Source organism: Nocardioides sp. Arc9.136, assembly GCF_030506255.1.
GTDB lineage: Bacteria > Actinomycetota > Actinomycetes > Propionibacteriales > Nocardioidaceae > Nocardioides.
Window position 1 is genome coordinate 1,704,430 of record NZ_CP113431.1, and the last position, 18,648, is coordinate 1,723,077.

The following is an 18,648-nucleotide window of genomic DNA, read 5'->3' on the forward strand; positions in this document are numbered from 1 at the left end:
CTGCCGACGAGGTCCCAGCAGCACCCCACGGATTCCGGTCGCCGACGGCGGCCGGAATATCGTGGCGCGCCCCGGAGGTTGAGCCCGGGCCGAGGGAAGCAGGAGCGGGTGACGGACGAGCAGGAGCAAGGCCGGGGTTCCACGAGCGCGGGGTTCCGCGTGCTGTGGGTGGCGATCCGGCGCGAGCCGTGGATCTTCACCCTGTCGACCCTCGGGAGCGTCCTGTTCGGCGCGCTGACCGTCGCCGACGCCTGGGTCCTGGGCTGGTCCACCGACCACGTCGTCCTGCCGGCCTTCGAGGACGGCGAGGTGGGCGCCGACATGCTGCTCGCCGTCCTCGGCCTCTTCCTCGGCGTCGCGATCCTCCGCGCGGTCGGCATCGTGGCCCGCCGCCTCGGCGCGGGCGTCATGCAGTACCGGATGCAGGCGCACACGCGCCGCGCGGTCACGCGCCAGTACCTCTCGCTCCCCATGGCGTGGCACCAGCGCCACCCCACCGGCCAGCTGCTCTCCAACGCCAACTCCGACGTCGAGGCGGCGTGGGGACCGATCGCACCGCTGCCCATGGCCGTCGGGACGGTCGCGATGATGGCGATCGCCGTGGTCCAGATGCTGCTGGCCGACCTCGTCCTCGCCGTCGTCGGGCTGACCATCTTCCCGGTCGTCATCGCGGTGAACGTCGCCTACCAGCGTCTGGCCCAGGGCTGGATGACCCGGGCACAGCAGCTGCGCGCCGAGGTCAGCGAGATCGCCCACGAGTCCTTCGACGGGGCGATGGTCGTCAAGACCCTCGGCCGCGAGGGCGAGGAGACCGAGCGGTTCGCCGCCCGGGCGCGCGAGCTGCGCGACGTCAACATCAAGGCAGGTCGCATCCGCGCGGCGTTCGACCCGACGCTGGCCGCGCTGCCCAACCTCGGGGTGCTCGTCGTCCTCGCCGTGGGCGTCTCGCGGGTGCTCAGCGGCGCCACCGACGCCGGCGACGTGGTCACCGTGGCCTACCTGCTCACCATCGTCTCCTTCCCGATCCGCTCCATCGGCTGGCTGCTGGGGGAGTTCCCGCGCAGCGTCGTGGGCTACCGCCGCGTGCGCAGCGTGCTGGACGCGACCGGCGAGATGCCGTACGGCGACCGCACCGTGCCCGCGGGCGGGACCGGCCCCCGCGGCGCCTCGCTCGCGGTCGAGTGTCTCGCCTACTCCTACGAGCCCGGCCAACGGCTGCTCGACGGCGTCGACTTCTCCGTGGCCCCCGGCCGCACCGTGGCGGTCGTGGGCGCGACCGCGTCCGGCAAGAGCACCCTCACCATGCTGCTGAGCCGCCTGGTCGACCCCGACGGCGGTCGGATCCTCCTCGACGGCACCGACCTGCGCGACCTGGCCCGCGGCGAGCTCGCCGACGCCGTTGCGACCGTCCCGCAGACGCCGTTCCTCTTCGACGACACCGTCCGCGGCAACGTCACCCTCGGCGCCGACGTCTCCGACGAGGAGGTGTGGGCGGCGCTGCGCGCCGCGCAGGCCGACGGGTTCGTCGCCGCCCTCCCGCACGGCCTCGACGCCCGGCTGGGGGAGCGGGGGACCTCGCTCTCGGGCGGCCAGCGTCAGCGGATCTCGCTGGCCCGTGCGCTCGTGCGCCGCCCGCGGCTGCTGGTGCTCGACGACGCGACCTCCGCGGTCGACCCGGAGGTCGAGGCGCGCATCCTCGCCGCCCTCCGCGACGAGACCGACGCCGGCCCGACCCTCGTCGTCGTGGCCTACCGCAAGGCGACGATCGCCCTGGCCGACGAGGTCGTCCACCTCCAGGACGGCCGCGTCGCCGACCGCGGCACGCACGCCGAGCTGCTGCGCCGGAGCCCGGCGTACGCCAACCTCGTCAACGCCTACGAGCAGGAGCACGAGCCCGAGGGGCAGGAGGTGGGCGCATGAGCACCGTCATGGACTCCGGCGAGGACATCGGTGCGATCCGCACCATCCGCCGCGGCGTGCACTTCTCGCCCGAGCTCAAGGAGGGCATCGGCGGCACGCTCGTGCTGGCGGTGCTCGCCTCCATCGGCCAGGTCGTCGTCCCGGTGGTGGTCCAGCAGGTGCTGGACCGCGGGGTCAACGGCCCCGACGGCCCCGACGTGTCGTTCACGGTCTGGGCCGGCGTCATCGCCGCGCTGGCGATCGTGGTGACCAGCTGGGCGTCGTACGCCATGACCACGCGGCTCTTCACCACCGCCGAGCGGGGGCTCGCGACGCTGCGGACCAAGGCCTTCCGCCACGTCCACGACCTGCCGCTGCTGACGCAGAACACCGAGCGCCGCGGCGCGCTGGTCGCCCGGGTCACCAGCGACGTCGACCAGGTCAGCCAGTTCCTCGTCTTCGGCGGGCTGCTCTTCGTGGTCAGCGTCGGGCAGGTGGTGATCGCGACCATCGTGATGGTCGTCTACAGCTGGCAGCTCGCCCTCGTGGTGTGGCTCTGCTTCGCGCCGCTGTTCCTGTCGCTGCGCTACTTCCAGCGCAAGCTCTCCGACGCGTACGGCACCGTGCGGCGCCAGGTCGGCCTGATGCTCTCCGCCGTGTCCGAGCCGGTCGTCGGTGCCGCGGTCGTGCGGTCCTACGCCGTCGAGGACCGGACCCAGCGCCGCATCGACGAGGCCATCGACGCCCACAAGGCCGCCAGCACCCGCGCGCAGGGCTTCACGGCGTTCTCCTTCTCCCTCGGCGGCGTCTCGGCCGGCCTCGCCAACGCCGGCGTGCTCATCGTCGGCATCTGGCTGGGCCAGGGCCGGCTGTGGGGCGGCGACATCACCGCCGGTGAGGTCGTGGCCTTCGCGTTCCTCGTGACGCTGTTCGTCGGCCCGGTGCAGATGGGCACCCAGATCCTCACCGACGCCCAGAACGCCATCGCCGGCTGGCGCCGGGTGATCGGCATCCTGGAGACGCCGGCCGACCTGGTCGACCCGGGCGAGGACGGCGTCGTGCTGCCGCGCGGCCCGATCGACGTGCGGTTCCAGGACGTGTCGTTCGCCTACCCCGGTGGTCCGATGGTGCTCCGCGACATCGACCTGGCCATCGCCTCGGGCACGCGGGTCGCCGTGGTCGGCGAGACCGGTTCGGGCAAGTCGACCGTCGCCAAGCTGCTGACCCGGCTGATGGACCCCTCCGAGGGTCGCGTGCTGCTCGACGGCGTCGACGTCCGCGACATCCGGTCGGAGTCGCTGCGGCGCAGCGTCGTGCTGGTCCCGCAGGAGGGCTTCCTCTTCGACGACACCCTCGCCGCGAACGTCCGCTACGGCCGCCTGCACGCGACCGAGGACGAGATCCGCGCGAGCGCGGAGGAGCTCGGCCTCGGGGACTGGCTCGCCGGCCTGCCGCGCGGGCTGGAGACGCGCGTCGGGCAGCGGGGCGAGTCGCTCTCGGCCGGCGAGCGGCAGCTCGTGGCGCTGCTGCGCGCGCACCTCGCCGACCCCGACCTGCTCGTCCTCGACGAGGCGACCAGCGCGGTGGACCCGGCGCTGGAGATGCGCATCGGCCGGGCGCTCGAGCGGCTGATGAGCGGGCGCACGTCGGTGACCATCGCCCACCGGCTCTCCACCGCGGAGAACGCCGACGAGGTCGTCGTCGTCGACCGGGGTCGCGTCGTGCAGCGGGGGCCGCACGCCGCGCTCGTCGCCGAGGAGGGCGGCGTGTACGCCGGGCTGCACGCCTCCTGGATCGCCCAGCAGGGCCGCTGACCCGCCGGGCCGCCGCGCCGGGCCCGGTACGGCCCTAGCTGTGATACCTAGCCCCGCAGCTCCGCGGTGGTCGCCGGGGTCGGGCGCGGCGTGCTCGGCTGGCGCGCGTGGACGGCGACGCTCGCCACGACCAGGGCCGCGGCGGTCCCGAAGGCGACGGTCGGCGTCGTCGCCCCGGACAGCGCGCCGAGCCCGGCGGCGCCGACGGCCTGCCCGGCGGTCAGCGCGATGAACAGCGCGGCGGTCGCCTGGGCCGCCCCGCGGGGGACGACCCGGGTGGCCACGGCGATGAGCACGCCGCTGAGGGCGACGTAGCCGCCGCCGAAGGCGGCCAGCGCCACCGCCGCTGCCGGGACGCTGGCCGGTGCGGCCACCAGGAGCGCGGTCGCCGCCGCCACGACGAGGGCCGACCCCGTCCAGGCCCGCTGCGGACCCCACCGCACGACGAGGTCCCCGCTGAACGCACCGAGCACCCCGGCACCGCCGAGCACGGCCCACAGGAGGGCCGTGGTCGCCCCACCCATCCCGCCGTCCTCGCCGAGGAGCTCGCGCCCGAAGGTCCACACCGCGGCGCTCCCGGCGCCGGCGAGGACGGCGGCCAGCATGGCGGGCCGCACCGCGGAGAGGTCCACCCCCGGACGGTCCGCGTCCGGTCCCGCCTCTGCCGCCGCCCAGGTCGCGCGCCGGTCGGCCCACCACGTGGTGAGCAGCGCGGCGACGGCGAAGCCCAGCCACAGCAGGCGCCACTGGTCAGCCACCACCGCGGCGAGCAGGCCACCGGCCACCACCCCGAGCCCGGTACCGCTGTTGACCACCGCCTGCGCACGGTCCGCGGCCGGAGCCCGGACGGTGGCGGCCACCGCGGCCACCAGCGCCGGCGAGGCCAGCCCGGCGCCGCTGCCACCGACGAGGACCCCTGCGGCGAGGGCCGGGGCGGACCACGCGAGGCCGACCGTCGCGGACCCGGCGGCGGCGAGGAGGCCCGCCACCCACAGCGTGACCCGCGGGTGGCCGCGGGCGACCAGCCGGTGCGCGAGCAGCGCCGCGGCGCAGTACCCGGCGAAGCTGCCGCCGGCCACCGCACCCGCGATGCCGGGCGAGATGGCGAACTCGTCGGCCAGGACCGGCAGGTGCAGGCCGTAGCCGAACCGGACCAGCCCGTAGGTGACCGCGATGACGGCCGTCCCCGCCGCGACGACACCCCGGTGCTCCGTGCTTCCCATGCCTGCTCCTCGACAATAACGATCGTTACGGTGAGCCGATCGTTACAGTAGCCGCATGGTGGAGGCCCAGACCCGGACGGGTGCCCGTGACCGCATCCTCGACGCCGCGGAGCGGCTCTTCTACGCGCACGGGATCGCCGCCACCGGCGTGGACGCGGTGCTGCGCGAGGCCGGGGCGTCGCCGGCCACCCTCTACGCGCAGTTCGGGGGCAAGGACGGGCTGGTCGCCGCCTACCTCGAGCGCCGGCACGACCGGTGGCGCGCGGCCTGGGACGAAGCGCTCGCCGCGGCCGAGGGGCCCGAGGCGCGGCTGCTGTCGGTCCTGGACGCCGTGGCCGGCTTCCGTCGGGAGCACGGTGCGACCCGCGGGTGCGCCGTGCTGGCGGCGGCCGTGGAGCTGCCCGCGGCCGGCCACCCCGCGCGGGCCTGGGTCGACGCCGACACCCGGCTGCTGCGCGAGCGGCTCCGCGGCCTCGCCGCCGAGGCGGGCGCGGACGACGCCGACGCGCTGGCCGCCGAGCTGCTGGTCGTCTACGACGGGCTCCTGGCGGCGTACGCCCGGGGGGACGCCGGGCCGGGGCCCGACCCGCTCGTGCTGGCCAGGGACCTCGCCGAGGCCGCCGTCGACCGGCGGACCCGCCGCTCGGGCTGAGCCGGCGACGGTCGGCGACGGCCGGCGACGGCCGGCGGCGGCCGGCGGCGGCCGGCGGCGGTCGGGCGGCGGTCGGGCGGCGGTCGGGTGCTCGCGCCCGACCGGGGATACTGGCCCGGTGAGCTCCCTGGCCCCCGACATCGCCGACCGACTCAAGCGCACCGCCGACGGCCTGGTGCCCGCGGTCGTGCAGCAGCACGACACCGGCGAGGTCCTCATGCTCGGCTGGATGGACGACGAGGCCCTGCACCGCACGCTCACGACCGGGCGCGCGACGTACTGGTCCCGCTCCCGCCAGGAGTACTGGATCAAGGGGGGGACCTCCGGCAACGTCCAGTGGGTCAAGCAGGTCCGCCTCGACTGCGACGGCGACACGCTGCTGGTCAAGGTCGACCAGGAGGGCGCGGCCTGCCACACCGGCGACCGGACCTGCTTCGACGCGGTGGAGCTGCCGACCCGTGGCTGAGACCGCCCCCGCTCCCCAGACGCCCGCGACGCCTCCGGGCCGGCGCACGTTCGGGCCGGTCGTCCTGCTCGGCCTCGCCGGCGGCACCCTCGCCGCGGTCGGGGGCAGCAGGCCCTGGGCCGAGGTCGCCGGCGGCTCGGACCAGGCGGGCGCCGTGCTCGGCTACTCCCTCGGCGACACCGGCGAGATGCCGGCCGCGACCGCGGCGGCGCTGGTGGTGCTCGCCTGTTGGGGCGTCGTGCTGGTCACCCGGCGCCGGGTACGCCGCGCGGTCGCCGTCCTCGGCGCGGTCGCCGCGGTGGGGCTGGCGGCCGCGGTCGTCGTCGGCTGGTCCTCGACGGTCGACGACCTGCGGGACGCCTACACCGCCGCCAGCTCGACGGCCGAGGTCGGCCGGACCGGTTGGTTCTGGGCCTCGGCGGTCGGGGCGCTGCTGACCCTCGTCGCCTCGGTCCTCGCGGTGCGGCTGGTCCCGCAGTGGCCGGAGATGGGCAGCCGCTACGACGCCCCGACCGGCGGCACCGGTGCCGACCCGGTCGCCCGGCCGGTGGAGGAGGCCACCAACATCGACCTGTGGAAGGCGATGGACGAGGGGCACGACCCGACGGCCTGATGCCGTCCCCGGTGTCGCTAGGATCGCCCCCGAACCTCCCGCACGACCCTCACCCCGACCCTGATCGAGGAGCACCACGCATGTCTGCTGACAACCACGGCAACACTCCCGCGGCCTGGACCGCCGTCGTGGTGGCCCTGCTCGGCTTCGTGGTCGGCGGCGTCGGGCTGATGCTCGACCCGATCAGCTTCGTGGTCTTCTGGGTCGGCGTCGCGCTGGCCGTCGGCTCGCTGGTGCTGTTCATCGTCATGGACAAGATGGGCCTGCACGGGTGATCCCGCGGTGACCCGCCGGCAGCGCCTCCTGGCGCCCGCGGTCACCATCGGCGGCCTCGCGGCCGCCACCCTCGCCCTGCACCTGCGCGACCCGCACGAGGGCGGCAGCTGGGGCGTGTGCCCGAGCGCGCTGCTCGGGCTCTCCTGCCCGGGCTGCGGCGGGCTGCGGGCGGTCAACGACCTCACGCACGGCCGGTGGGCCGACGCCGCCTCGAGCAACCTGCTGCTCGTCGTGCTGCTGCCCCTCGCGGTGCTCGCCCTCGCGGTGTGGACGGCCGACCGCTGGCGAGACCGGTCCCGCGCGCTCCCCGCCGGGGGGACCGCCTCCTGCGCCGCGGTCGGCGTCGTGCTGGTCTTCACGGTGCTGCGCAACCTGCCGGCCGGGAGCTGGCTCGCCCCCTGACCGGCAGGCCCGCGTCGCCACGACGGGCGACGCGTCGGCATCAGCTGGTCTCGATGCCGCCGTCGAAGGTCAGCGCGCCGGTCGCGAACAGGATGATCTGCAGCACCAGCAGCGCCACGGCGATGATGCCGAGGATGAAGCCCGCCTTGGCCATGCCGGAGCCGCCCTGGCCGGTGCGGGCGTTCTCCGCCTGGGCGCCACGGCCCAGGATGATCGCCACCACGCCGAGCGGGCTGCAGCACAGGAGGCCGAGGATGCCGGTGACGAGGGCCCAGACGGCCTTCTTGTTGGTCGGCTGCGGGCCGCCGCCGCCGTAGGACGGCTGACCGCCGTACGGGGGCTGGCCACCGCCGTAGGGAGGCTGGCCGCCGCCGTAGGGGGGCTGGCCGCCGGCGCCGCCGTAGGGCGGCTGGCCGCCGTCGTACGGTCCGGACGGCGGGGGCGGGTCGGTGTAGCTCATGAGGGGTCTCTCCTGGGTCTCGTGGCCGGGGTCCCAGCGCCCGGCCGGTGGAAGGACCGTAGCGGTCCGCGTGACAGACTCCTGGGAGGCGGAACCGCTGCCCGACGGCGCGGTCCCACCCGTGCACCTGCCCGACCCGAACGAGATCCGATCCGAGGAGGACCCGTGTCCGTGCTCGACGACATCGTCGCCGGGGTCCGGGCCGACCTCGCGGAGCGCGAGGCGGCCCTCCCGCTGGCGGACGTGCGTGCGGCGCTCGCGGACGTCGACCCGCCGCTCGACCCGATGCCGCACTTCCGTGCGCCGGGCTCGAGCGTCATCGCCGAGGTCAAGCGCCGCAGTCCCAGCAAGGGCGACCTCGCCGACATCCCGGACCCCGCCGTGCTCGCCGCGGAGTACGCCGCCGGCGGTGCCGCCGCGATCAGCGTGCTCACCGAGCAGCGCCGGTTCGGCGGCAGCCTGGCCGACCTGCGCGCGGTCCGCGCGGCCGTCGACGTACCGGTCCTGCGCAAGGACTTCATCGTCTCGACCTACCAGCTCGTCGAGGCCCGTGCCGCCGGCGCCGACCTGGCCCTGCTGATCGTGGCCTCGCTGCCCGGGGACGAGCTGCGCCGGCTGCACGACGAGGCACGCGAGCTGGGCCTGACCGTGCTGGTCGAGGTGCACGACGAGCCCGAGACCGAGCGTGCGGTCGAGCTGGGCGCCGAGCTGGTCGGCGTCAACGCGCGGAACCTGAAGACCCTCGAGATCCACGACGACACCTTCGGGCGGCTCGCCCCGCTCGTGCCCGACGACCGGGTCAAGGTGGCGGAGTCCGGGATCTTCTCGCCCGCCGACGTGCAGCGGTTCGTCGGCGAGGGCGCCCGCGCGGTCCTGGTGGGCGAGGCACTGGTGAAGGACGGCGACCCGCGCTCCGCGGTGCGCTCGATGACAGGGGTGGGTGCATGACGACCGAGGTGCAGCGCACGACCAGCTACGACGCCGACGAGCGCGGCTGGTTCGGTGGGCCCGAGAACGGCTGGGGCGGCCGGTTCATGCCGGAGGCGCTGGTGGCCGCGCTCGACGAGCTGACCGAGGCCTGGCAGGAGGCGATGGCCGACGAGGCCTTCGTCGGGGAGTTCGACGCGATCCTGCGCGAGTACGGCGGCCTGCCCAGCCCGCTCTACCACGCGGAGCGGCTCAGCCGGCAGGTCGGCGCCCGCATCCTGCTCAAGCGCGAGGACCTCAACCACACCGGCGCCCACAAGATCCGCAACGTCCTGGGCCAGGCCCTGCTGACCAAGCGGATGGGCAAGACCCGGGTCATCGCCGAGACCGGTGCCGGCCAGCACGGCGTCGCGAGCGCGACCGCTGCGGCGTACTTCGGCCTCGACTGCACCGTCTACATGGGCGCCGTCGACACCCGCCGCCAGGCGCTCAACGTCGCCCGGATGCACCTGCTCGGGGCCAAGGTCGTCCCGGTGGAGTCCGGCAGCGCCACGCTCAAGGACGCCATCAACGAGGCGATGCGCGACTGGGTCGCCAGCGTCGACCACACCGCCTACCTCTTCGGCACCGCCGCCGGTCCGCACCCCTTCCCGAGCATGGTCCGCGACTTCACGCGCGGCATCGGGGACGAGGCACGCGCCCAGTGCCTCGAGCGGTACGGCGTGCTGCCCGACGCGATCGCGGCCTGCGTGGGCGGCGGGTCGAACGCCATCGGCCTGTTCACCGCCTTCCTCGACGACGGGGCCGTGGCCATCCACGGCTTCGAGCCGGGCGGCGAGGGCGTGGACACCCCGCGGCACGCCGCGACGATCCACGCCGGCGACAAGGGTGTGCTGCACGGTGCACGGACCTACGTGCTGCAGGACGCCGACGGCCAGACGATCGAGTCGCACTCGATCTCCGCGGGCCTGGACTACCCGGGCGTGGGGCCGCAGCACGCCCACCTCGCCGCCACCGGCCGTGCGACGTACACGCCGGTGACCGACGCGGAGGCGATGGACGCGATGGCCCTGCTCAGCCGCACCGAGGGGATCATCCCGGCCATCGAGTCGGCGCACGCGGTCGCCGGTGCGCTCCGCGTCGCGCGCGAGCTGGCCGCCGAGAAGGGCCCGGACGCGACTGTGCTGGTCAACCTCTCGGGCCGCGGCGACAAGGACATGGGGACCGCCATCGAGTGGTTCGGCCTCGGCCGGACCGAGGCGGAGGTCTCCGACGACGTGACGGAGGAGCCCGTCGGATGAGCACCACCACCACGGTCGCCTTCGAGGCGGCGCGGGCCGAGGGCCGCGCCGCGCTCGTCGGCTACCTGCCCGCCGGCTTCCCGGACGTCGCCGGCGGCATCGACGCCCTCCGCGCGATGGTCGACGCCGGCTGCGACGTCATCGAGGTCGGCCTGCCCTACAGCGACCCGGTGATGGACGGACCCACCATCCAGGCCGCCGCCCAGCAGGCGCTGGAGCGCGGGGTCCGGACCACCGACGTCCTGCGCACGGTCGAGGCCGTCGCCGCGACCGGCACCCCGACGGTCGTGATGACCTACTGGAACCCGGTCGAGCGCTACGGCGTGCCGCGCTTCGCGGCCGACCTCGCCGGTGCCGGGGGAGCGGGCCTGATCACGCCCGACCTCACCCCGGACAGCGCACCGGAGTGGATCGCCGCCGCGGACGAGCACGACCTCGACAAGGTCTTCCTCGTCGCGCCGTCGTCCACCGACGAGCGGATCGCCATGACCACCGCCGCGTGCCGCGGCTTCGTCTACGCCACCGCCGTCATGGGCGTCACCGGCGCCCGCACGACCACCAGCGACCTCGCCGGCCCGCTCGTCGCGCGCACCAAGCAGACGACCGACCTGCCCGTCGGGGTCGGCCTGGGCGTCAGCAACGGCGCCCAGGCGGCCGAGCTCGCGTCGTACGCCGACGGCGTCATCGTCGGCTCGGCGTTCGTGCGCTGCCTGCTCGACCACCCCGACGACCGCTCCGCCGGCCTGCGCGCGCTCACCGCGCTGACCGAGGACCTCGCCGCGGGGGTGCGCCGTGCGTAGCCCGCGCCGTTCCCGGACCGCCCGCGCCCTCGCCGGTGCCCTCGCGGCCGGCCTGCTCCTCGCCGGCTGCAGCGGGGGAGACGACGGCGGTGGCGGCGCGGCGACCACCGGCAGCGTCGTGGAGCCGCCGTTCGACGTGGCGTCGGCGCCGCTGACCGACACCGACGGCCGTGCGTTCTCGCTCACCGAGGACACCGACGCCCGGCTGACCCTGGTCTTCTTCGGCTACACCCAGTGCCCCGACATCTGCCCGCTGGTGATGCAGACGCTCACCTCGGGGCTGAGCAAGCTCACCGACGCCGAGCGCGAGCAGGTCGAGGTCGTCTTCGTGACGACCGACCCGGCCACCGACGAGGCGGCGGTGCTGCGTGACTACCTCGACCGCTTCGACCCGTCGTACGTCGGCGTGCGCGGGGACCTCGACACCACCGTCGAGGTCGCGAGGTCGGTCGGCGTGTTCGTCGCCGACGGCGAGCAGCTCGACTCCGGGGGCTACGACCTCGGCAGCCACGGCACCTACCTGATCGCCGTCGACGGCAACGACCAGGCGCCGATGTTCTGGCGCCAGGACACCTCCGCCGCGGAGTACGCCGCCGACATCTCCAGCCTGCTGGGCGACGCGTGAGCCCCGAGCTGGTCGCCGGCCTGGCGGCCATGACGATCCCCAGCCCCGACCAGGGCACGTGGCACCTCGGCCCGGTGCCGATCCGGGGCTACGCCCTCGCGATCATCCTGGGCATCGTCGTCGCGGTCTGGCTCTCCGAGCGCCGCTGGATCGCGCGCGGTGGCACCGCCGGCGACATCCAGGACCTCGCGATCTGGGGCATCCCCTTCGGGCTCGTCGGCGGCCGGCTCTACCACGTCGCCACCGACAGCGGCCGCTACTTCGGCGAGGGCAACGACCCGATCACCGCGCTGTACGTGTGGCGCGGGGGCCTGGGCGTCTGGGGTGCGATCGCGCTCGGCGCGGTGGGCGTGATCATCGGCGCCCGGCTCAAGGGCATCAAGCTGCTCCCGGTCCTCGACGCCATCGCGCCGACGGTGCTGGTGGCGCAGGCGATCGGGCGGTGGGGCAACTGGTTCAACCAGGAGCTGTTCGGCAAGCCCACCGAGCTGCCGTGGGCGCTCGAGGTCAGCGACTCGACCGCCATCGGGGCGGGCTTCGCGCCCGGCACGACGTTCCACCCGACGTTCCTCTACGAGTGCCTGTGGAACCTCGCCGCCTTCGCGCTGGTGGTCTGGCTCGACCGCAGGCTCCGGCTCGGCCACGGCCGCGTCGCCGCGCTCTACGTGATGGCCTACACCGCCGGTCGCGGCTGGATCGAGATGCTCCGGATCGACGACGTCGAGCTCTCCGACGTGGGCGGCCTGCGGTTCAACGTGTGGACCTCGATCGTGCTCTTCGTGCTCGCCGCGGCGTACTTCGCCTGGGCCTCGCGGCGCCACCCGGGACGCGAGACGAGCGTCCACACCGACGGCCGACCCGCGGTCGCGGGCGGGACGCCGGCCGGGAGTGATGTTCGCGACGACGTCACCGGGTGACGCTGGATGACTTCGACCCGCAACGCGGTGGTAATCTGAGGTCTCCGCGTGGGCCAACGTCGTCCCTGCACCCACCCTCAGCTCCCGGGCCGTCCGGCCCGCGCTGATCCTGCATGTGCCGACCAGCCGGTCACCCGTCACGGAGCCCACCTCGGTGGTCCGGTGCGGGGCCGGCACGACGACGGGAGAACCCAGTGCCCTACTCGCACGCGTTCCCGCCGCCCCAAGGGCTCTACGACCCCACCCACGAGCACGACGCGTGCGGTGTGGCTTTCGTCGCGACCCTGACAGGCGTGGCGAGCCACGAGATCGTCCGCCAGGGCGTGACCGCACTCCTCAACCTCGACCACCGCGGAGCCGCGGGCGCCGAGACCAACTCCGGCGACGGCGCCGGCATCCTGATCCAGGTGCCCGACGCGTTCCTGCGCGAGGTCGTGGACTTCGAGCTGCCCGGCCGCGGCGCGTACGCCGTGGGCACGGCGTTCCTCCAGGGCGACGACGAGGCGGTGGCCGCGACGCGGCGCCGCATCGAGCAGATCGCCGACGAGGAGGGCCTCGACGTCCTCGGCTGGCGCGAGGTGCCGGTCGACCCCACGCCGCTCGGGCAGACCGCGCTCGGCGTCATGCCGTCCTTCGCGCAGCTGTTCGTCGCCGGCAAGGGCAGCCGGCTCACCGGTCTCGGCCTCGAGCGGATGGCCTTCTGCCTGCGCAAGCGCGCCGAGCGGGAGACCGACGTGTACTTCCCGTCGCTGTCCTCGCGCACGCTGGTCTACAAGGGCATGCTCACCCCGGCCCAGCTCGACGAGGTCTACCCCGACCTGCGCGACGAGCGGATGACCTCGGCCATGGCCGTGGTGCACTCCCGCTTCTCGACCAACACCTTCCCGAGCTGGCCGCTCTCGCACCCGTTCCGCTACATCGCGCACAACGGCGAGATCAACACGGTCATGGGCAACCGCAACTGGATGCGGGCCCGCGAGGCCCTGCTCGCCTCCGACCTCATCCCCGGCGACCTGGAGCGGCTCTACCCGATCTGCACGCCGGGCGCCTCGGACTCCGCGTCCTTCGACGAGGTCCTCGAGCTGCTCCACATGGGTGGCCGCTCGCTGCCGCACTCGGTGCTGATGATGATCCCGGAGGCGTGGGAGAACCACGGCGAGATGGACGACAAGCGCCGCGCGTTCTACGAGTTCCACTCCGCGATGATGGAGCCCTGGGACGGGCCGGCCTGCGTGGTCTTCACCGACGGCTCGCAGATCGGTGCCGTGCTGGACCGCAACGGCCTGCGCCCCTCGCGCTACTGGGTCACCGACGACGGCCTCGTCGTCCTGGCCTCCGAGGTCGGCGTGCTCGACATCGACCCGGCCAAGGTCGTCCGCAAGGGCCGGCTCCAGCCGGGCCGGATGTTCCTCGTCGACACCGACGAGCACCGGATCATCGAGGACGAGGAGATCAAGGCCGAGCTGGCCGCCGAGCACCCCTACGAGGAGTGGCTCCACGCCGGGCTGGTCAAGCTCGAGGACATCCCCGAGCGCGAGCACGTCGTCCACACCCACGCCTCGGTCACCCGACGCCAGCAGGTCTTCGGCTACTCCCAGGAGGAGCTGCGGGTCATCCTCGCGCCGATGGCCAACGCCGGTGCCGAGCCGATCGGCTCGATGGGCACCGACACCCCGATCGCGGCGCTCAGCGACAAGCCGCGGCTGCTGTTCGACTACTTCAACCAGCTCTTCGCGCAGGTGACCAACCCGCCGCTGGACGCCATCCGCGAGGAGCTCGTCACCTCGCTCAACGGCACCATCGGCCCGGAGTCGAACCTGCTCGAGCCGCAGCCGGCCTCGTGCCGGCAGGTGGTGCTGCCGTTCCCGGTCATCTCCAACGACGACCTGGCCAAGATCCGGCACATCAACCGCGACGGCGACATGCCGGGCTTCGTCACCCACGTCTCCCGCGGCCTCTACGAGGTCGAGGGCGGCGGCGAGGCGCTCGCGCGCCGGATCGACGAGATCTGCGCCGAGGTCAGCCGGGCCATCGCCGACGGCGCCCGGATCATCGTGCTCTCCGACCGCCACTCGACCGCCGAGCTCGCGCCGATCCCGTCGCTGCTGCTCATGGGCGCGGTCCACCACCACCTGGTGCGCGAGAAGACCCGCACCCAGGTCGGCCTGCTCGTCGAGGCCGGCGACGTCCGCGAGGTGCACCACGTCGCCCTGCTCGTCGGGTACGGCGCGGCCGCGGTGAACCCCTACCTGGCGATGGAGTCCGTCGAGGACCTTGCCCGGGACGGCTACTACGTCAAGACCGAGCCCGAGGTCGCGGTCAAGAACCTCGTCAAGGCGCTCGGCAAGGGCGTCTTGAAGGTCATGTCGAAGATGGGCGTCTCGACCGTGGCGTCCTACACCGGCGCCCAGATCTTCGAGGCCGTCGGGCTCTCGCAGTCCGTCGTCGACCGGTACTTCACCGGCACGACCTCCAAGCTGGGCGGCGTCGAGCTCGAGACCCTCGCCGAGGAGGTCGCCCGGCGCCACGCCACGGCGTACCCCCGAGGCGGGATCTCCCCGACGCACCGCGAGCTGGAGACCGGTGGCGAGTACCAGTGGCGCCGCGACGGCGAGCCGCACCTGTTCGACCCCGAGACCGTCTTCCGCCTCCAGCACGCCACGCGCGCGGGCCGGTACGACGTGTTCAAGCAGTACACCCAGCGCGTCGACGAGCAGTCGGCGCGGCTGATGACGCTGCGCGGGCTCTTCCGGTTCAAGGGCGCGGAGGTCACCGGCCGCGACCCGGTCCCGATCGAGGAGGTGGAGTCGGTCGAGTCGATCGTCAAGCGGTTCTCGACCGGCGCCATGTCGTACGGCTCGATCAGCCAGGAGGCGCACGAGACCCTCGCGATCGCCATGAACCGGCTCGGCGGCAAGTCGAACACCGGTGAGGGCGGCGAGGACCCCGAGCGCCTCTACGACCCCGAGCGCCGCAGCGCGATCAAGCAGGTCGCGTCGGGCCGCTTCGGCGTGACCGCGGAGTACCTCACGAACTCCGACGACATCCAGATCAAGATGGCGCAGGGCGCCAAGCCCGGCGAGGGCGGCCAGCTGCCCGGCCACAAGGTCTACCCGTGGGTCGCCAAGACCCGGCACTCCACGCCGGGCGTCGGCCTGATCAGCCCGCCGCCGCACCACGACATCTACTCGATCGAGGACCTCGCACAGCTGATCCACGACCTCAAGAACGCCAACCCGCGGGCTCGCGTCCACGTGAAGCTTGTCTCCGAGGTCGGCGTCGGCACGGTCGCGACGGGTGTGTCCAAGGCGCACGCCGACGTCGTGCTCATCTCGGGCAACGACGGCGGCACCGGTGCCTCGCCGCTGACCTCGCTCAAGCACGCCGGTGGTCCCTGGGAGCTCGGCCTGGCCGAGACCCAGCAGACGCTGCTGCTCAACAACCTGCGCGACCGGATCGTCGTGCAGGCCGACGGGCAGCTCAAGACCGGTCGCGACGTGGTCGTCGCGGCGCTGCTCGGCGCCGAGGAGTTCGGCTTCGCGACCGCCCCGCTGGTGGTCTCGGGCTGCATCATGATGCGGGTCTGCCACCTCGACACCTGCCCCGTGGGCGTCGCGACGCAGAACCCGGTGCTGCGCGAGCGCTACTCCGGCAAGGCGGAGTACGTCGTGAACTTCTTCGAGTACATCGCCCAGGAGGTCCGCGAGTACCTCGCCGAGCTCGGCTTCCGCAGCATCGACGAGGCCGTCGGGCGCGTCGACACCCTCGACACGACCCCCGCGGTCAACCACTGGAAGGCCTCGGGGCTGGACCTCACCCCGGTCCTGCACATGCCCGAGCTGCCCGAGGGCGCGTCGCTGCACCACACCACCGGCCAGGACCACGGGCTGGAGAAGGCGCTCGACGTCACCACGCTCGTGCCGCTGGCCGAGGCCGCGCTCGAGCGCGGCGAGCCGGTGCGCGGGCAGGTCGAGATCCGCAACGTCAACCGCACCGTGGGCACGATCCTCGGTCACGAGGTCACCAAGCGGTACGGCGGCCAGGGCCTGCCCGACGGGACGATCGACCTGACCTTCACCGGGTCGGCCGGCCAGTCCTTCGGCGCCTTCGTGCCGCGGGGGATGACGCTGCGCCTCGAGGGCGACGCGAACGACTACGTCGGCAAGGGCCTCTCCGGCGGCCGGGTCGTCGTGCGGCCCGACCGCTCGGCGTCGTTCCGCTCCGAGGAGCAGATCATCGCCGGCAACACGATCGGGTACGGCGCGACGTCGGGCCAGATCTTCCTGCGCGGCGGGGTCGGCGAGCGCTTCTGCGTCCGCAACTCCGGCGCCTGGGCGGTCACCGAGGGCGTGGGCGACCACGCCTGCGAGTACATGACCGGCGGCCGGGTCGTCGTCCTGGGCGGGACCGGGCGCAACTTCGCCGCCGGCATGTCCGGTGGCGTGGCGTGGGTGCTGGACCTCAAGCCGGAGCGGGTCAACACCGAGCTCGTCGAGCTCGGCCCCGTGACCGGCGAGGCCGCGGCGGAGCTGGAGCAGATGGTGCGCGAGCACCACGAGGAGACCGGCTCGGAGGTCGCGGCGGCGCTGCTGGCCGACTGGCCGGCTGCCCTCCCGCGCTTCACCGAGGTCATGCCGAGCGACTACCGCAAGGTGCTCGAGGCCAAGGCGAAGGCCGAGGCCGACGGGCTGAACGAGAACGAGACCGCGAACGCGATGATGGGAGCCCTCCATGGCTGACCCGAAGGGATTCCTGAAGGAGGGTCGCGAGGTCGCGGCCCGCCGCCCGGTCGAGGAGCGGGTCAAGGACTGGGACGAGGTCTACCCGGGTGGGGCGGGTCGGGCGCTGCTGCCGATCATCACCCCGCAGGCGGGGCGCTGCATGGACTGCGGCATCCCGTTCTGCCACCAGGGCTGCCCGCTGGGCAACCTGATCCCCGAGTGGAACGACCTGGTCTGGCGCGAGGACTGGGACGACGCGATCGACCGGCTCCACGCGACCAACAACTTCCCGGAGTTCACCGGTCGGCTCTGCCCCGCCCCGTGCGAGGCCGCCTGCGTCCTGGGCATCAACCAGGACCCGGTGACGATCAAGAACGTCGAGGTCACGATCGCCGACCGCGCGTTCGACTCCGGCTACGTCCGCCCGCAGCCGCCCGAGTGGCTGTCGGGCCGCACCGTCGCGGTGATCGGCTCGGGCCCGGCGGGGCTCGCGGCCGCCCAGCAGCTGACCCGCGCCGGTCACACCGTCGCCGTCTACGAGCGGGCCGACAAGATCGGCGGGCTGATGCGCTACGGCATCCCCGAGTTCAAGATGGAGAAGAAGTACCTCGACCGCCGCCTCGACCAGATGCGGCGCGAGGGCACGGTCTTCCGGGCCGGCGTCGAGGTGGGCGGCGGCGCGCTGACCGCCGACGCGCTGCGCGAGCGGTACGACGCGGTCGTGCTCGCCATCGGCTCGACCGTCCCGCGCGACCTGCAGGCGCCGGGCCGTGAGCTCGGCGGCATCCACCAGGCGATGGAGTTCCTCCCGCAGGCCAACCGGGTCGCGCTGGGGGAGACCGTCGAGGGCCAGGTCACCGCGACCGGCAAGCACGTCGTCATCATCGGTGGCGGCGACACCGGCGCGGACTGCCTCGGCACCTCCACGCGCCAGGGCGCGGCGTCGATCACGCAGCTGGAGATCATGCCCGAGCCGCCGGAGAGCCGCCCCGCGGGACAGCCGTGGCCGACGTACCCGATGACGTTCCGGGTGTCCTCGGCCCACGAGGAGGGCGGCGAGCGCGTCTACGCGGTGTCGACCAAGGAGTTCCTCGGCGACGAGGACGGCAACGTCCGCGCGCTGAAGCTGGTCGACGTGAGGTTCGAGGGCGGCGAGCTCGTCGAGCTCGAGGGCACCGAGCGGGAGATCCCGGCCGAGCTGGTGCTCTTCGCGATGGGCTTCACCGGCCCCGAGCGGCCCGGCCTGGTCGAGCAGCTCGGCGTGGACCTCGACGAGCGCGGCAACGTGGCTCGTGACCTGGGCTACCAGTCCTCGGTCCCGGGCGTCTTCGTGGCCGGCGACGCCGGCCGCGGCCAGTCGCTGATCGTGTGGGCGATCGCCGAGGGCCGCGCCGCGGCGTCGGCCGTCGACACCTACCTGACCGGCTCCACCGCGCTGCCGGCCCCGGTCAAGCCGACGGACCGTCCGCTGATGGTCTGAGCACCACCCGCACCGACCAGGGTCGGCCCGTCCGGGGAACCGGGCGGGCCGACCCTGCCGTCTTGTCCGGGG

The 18,648-nt window shown here is 73.9% G+C and carries 16 protein-coding genes; 14 read left to right on the forward strand and 2 right to left on the reverse strand.

The features are described from left to right. The first annotated feature begins 108 nt into the window (after window positions 1-108). Window positions 109-1,920 carry an ABC transporter ATP-binding protein gene (locus OSR43_RS08295; RefSeq protein WP_302270812.1) on the forward strand — a complete coding sequence of 604 codons (1,812 nt, stop codon included), beginning with the start codon at window positions 109-111 and terminating at the stop codon, window positions 1,918-1,920. Further along, window positions 1,917-3,713: an ABC transporter ATP-binding protein gene (locus tag OSR43_RS08300; RefSeq protein WP_302270813.1), complete on the forward strand. Its 1,797-nt coding sequence runs from the start codon at window positions 1,917-1,919 to the stop codon at window positions 3,711-3,713. The genes OSR43_RS08295 and OSR43_RS08300 overlap by 4 nt, the downstream gene beginning before the upstream one ends. 47 nt (window positions 3,714-3,760) lie before the next feature. Here the strand turns inward: OSR43_RS08300 and OSR43_RS08305 are convergent, their stop codons facing one another. Further along, complete coding sequence (locus OSR43_RS08305) at window positions 3,761-4,936, reverse strand: MFS transporter (RefSeq protein WP_302270814.1); 1,176 nt, start codon at window positions 4,934-4,936, stop codon at window positions 3,761-3,763. Between the two features lie 55 nt (window positions 4,937-4,991). Here OSR43_RS08305 and OSR43_RS08310 point away from each other — a divergent pair, with 55 nt between their 5' ends. The 5 genes from OSR43_RS08310 to OSR43_RS08330 all read left to right on the forward strand — a co-directional run bounded on the left by OSR43_RS08310 (window position 4,992) and on the right by OSR43_RS08330 (window position 7,345). Then, window positions 4,992-5,588 (forward strand): TetR/AcrR family transcriptional regulator, encoded by a 597-nt coding sequence (locus OSR43_RS08310; RefSeq protein ID WP_302270815.1) that lies wholly within the window; start codon window positions 4,992-4,994, stop codon window positions 5,586-5,588. A gap of 118 nt (window positions 5,589-5,706) precedes the next feature. After that, on the forward strand, window positions 5,707-6,054 hold the full coding sequence (gene hisI, locus OSR43_RS08315; protein ID WP_302270816.1) for a phosphoribosyl-AMP cyclohydrolase: 348 nt from the start codon (window positions 5,707-5,709) through the stop codon (window positions 6,052-6,054). Continuing rightward, window positions 6,047-6,667, forward strand: a complete 621-nt coding sequence (locus OSR43_RS08320; RefSeq protein ID WP_302270817.1) for a Trp biosynthesis-associated membrane protein — start codon at window positions 6,047-6,049, stop codon at window positions 6,665-6,667. Before hisI ends, OSR43_RS08320 begins: the two co-directional genes overlap by 8 nt. Before the next feature lie 80 nt (window positions 6,668-6,747). After that, the gene (locus OSR43_RS08325) at window positions 6,748-6,942 is read left to right on the forward strand and encodes an HGxxPAAW family protein (RefSeq protein ID WP_302270819.1); all 195 of its coding nucleotides are present in this window, start codon (window positions 6,748-6,750) and stop codon (window positions 6,940-6,942) included. 7 nt (window positions 6,943-6,949) lie between these two features. Next, window positions 6,950-7,345, forward strand: a complete 396-nt coding sequence (locus tag OSR43_RS08330) for a DUF2752 domain-containing protein (protein WP_302270821.1) — start codon at window positions 6,950-6,952, stop codon at window positions 7,343-7,345. A gap of 40 nt (window positions 7,346-7,385) precedes the next feature. Here the strand turns inward: OSR43_RS08330 and OSR43_RS08335 are convergent, their stop codons facing one another. Next, complete coding sequence (locus OSR43_RS08335) at window positions 7,386-7,805, reverse strand: DUF4190 domain-containing protein (protein ID WP_302270823.1); 420 nt, start codon at window positions 7,803-7,805, stop codon at window positions 7,386-7,388. 165 nt (window positions 7,806-7,970) lie between these two features. On the opposite strand from OSR43_RS08335, the gene trpC reads away from it, so the two are divergent. The 7 genes from trpC to OSR43_RS08370 all read left to right on the forward strand — a co-directional run bounded on the left by trpC (window position 7,971) and on the right by OSR43_RS08370 (window position 18,576). Next, window positions 7,971-8,753 carry an indole-3-glycerol phosphate synthase TrpC gene (trpC, locus tag OSR43_RS08340; protein WP_302270824.1) on the forward strand — a complete coding sequence of 261 codons (783 nt, stop codon included), beginning with the start codon at window positions 7,971-7,973 and terminating at the stop codon, window positions 8,751-8,753. Next, complete coding sequence (trpB, locus tag OSR43_RS08345) at window positions 8,750-10,033, forward strand: tryptophan synthase subunit beta (protein ID WP_302270825.1); 1,284 nt, start codon at window positions 8,750-8,752, stop codon at window positions 10,031-10,033. Before trpC ends, trpB begins: the two co-directional genes overlap by 4 nt. Continuing rightward, window positions 10,030-10,833: a tryptophan synthase subunit alpha gene (trpA, locus tag OSR43_RS08350; protein ID WP_302270826.1), complete on the forward strand. Its 804-nt coding sequence runs from the start codon at window positions 10,030-10,032 to the stop codon at window positions 10,831-10,833. The genes trpB and trpA overlap by 4 nt, the downstream gene beginning before the upstream one ends. Next, a complete protein-coding gene (locus tag OSR43_RS08355; RefSeq protein ID WP_302270827.1) occupies window positions 10,826-11,458 on the forward strand; it encodes an SCO family protein in 633 nt (210 codons plus the stop codon). The genes trpA and OSR43_RS08355 overlap by 8 nt, the downstream gene beginning before the upstream one ends. Then, entirely contained in the window at window positions 11,455-12,375 is a 921-nt protein-coding gene (lgt, locus tag OSR43_RS08360; RefSeq protein ID WP_367891520.1) for a prolipoprotein diacylglyceryl transferase, read from the forward strand. The genes OSR43_RS08355 and lgt overlap by 4 nt, the downstream gene beginning before the upstream one ends. Before the next feature lie 194 nt (window positions 12,376-12,569). Then, window positions 12,570-17,114 (forward strand): glutamate synthase large subunit, encoded by a 4,545-nt coding sequence (gene gltB, locus OSR43_RS08365; RefSeq protein WP_302270828.1) that lies wholly within the window; start codon window positions 12,570-12,572, stop codon window positions 17,112-17,114. Continuing rightward, the gene (locus OSR43_RS08370) at window positions 17,107-18,576 is read left to right on the forward strand and encodes a glutamate synthase subunit beta (RefSeq protein WP_302270829.1); all 1,470 of its coding nucleotides are present in this window, start codon (window positions 17,107-17,109) and stop codon (window positions 18,574-18,576) included. Before gltB ends, OSR43_RS08370 begins: the two co-directional genes overlap by 8 nt. Window positions 18,577-18,648: the final 72 nt, after the last annotated feature.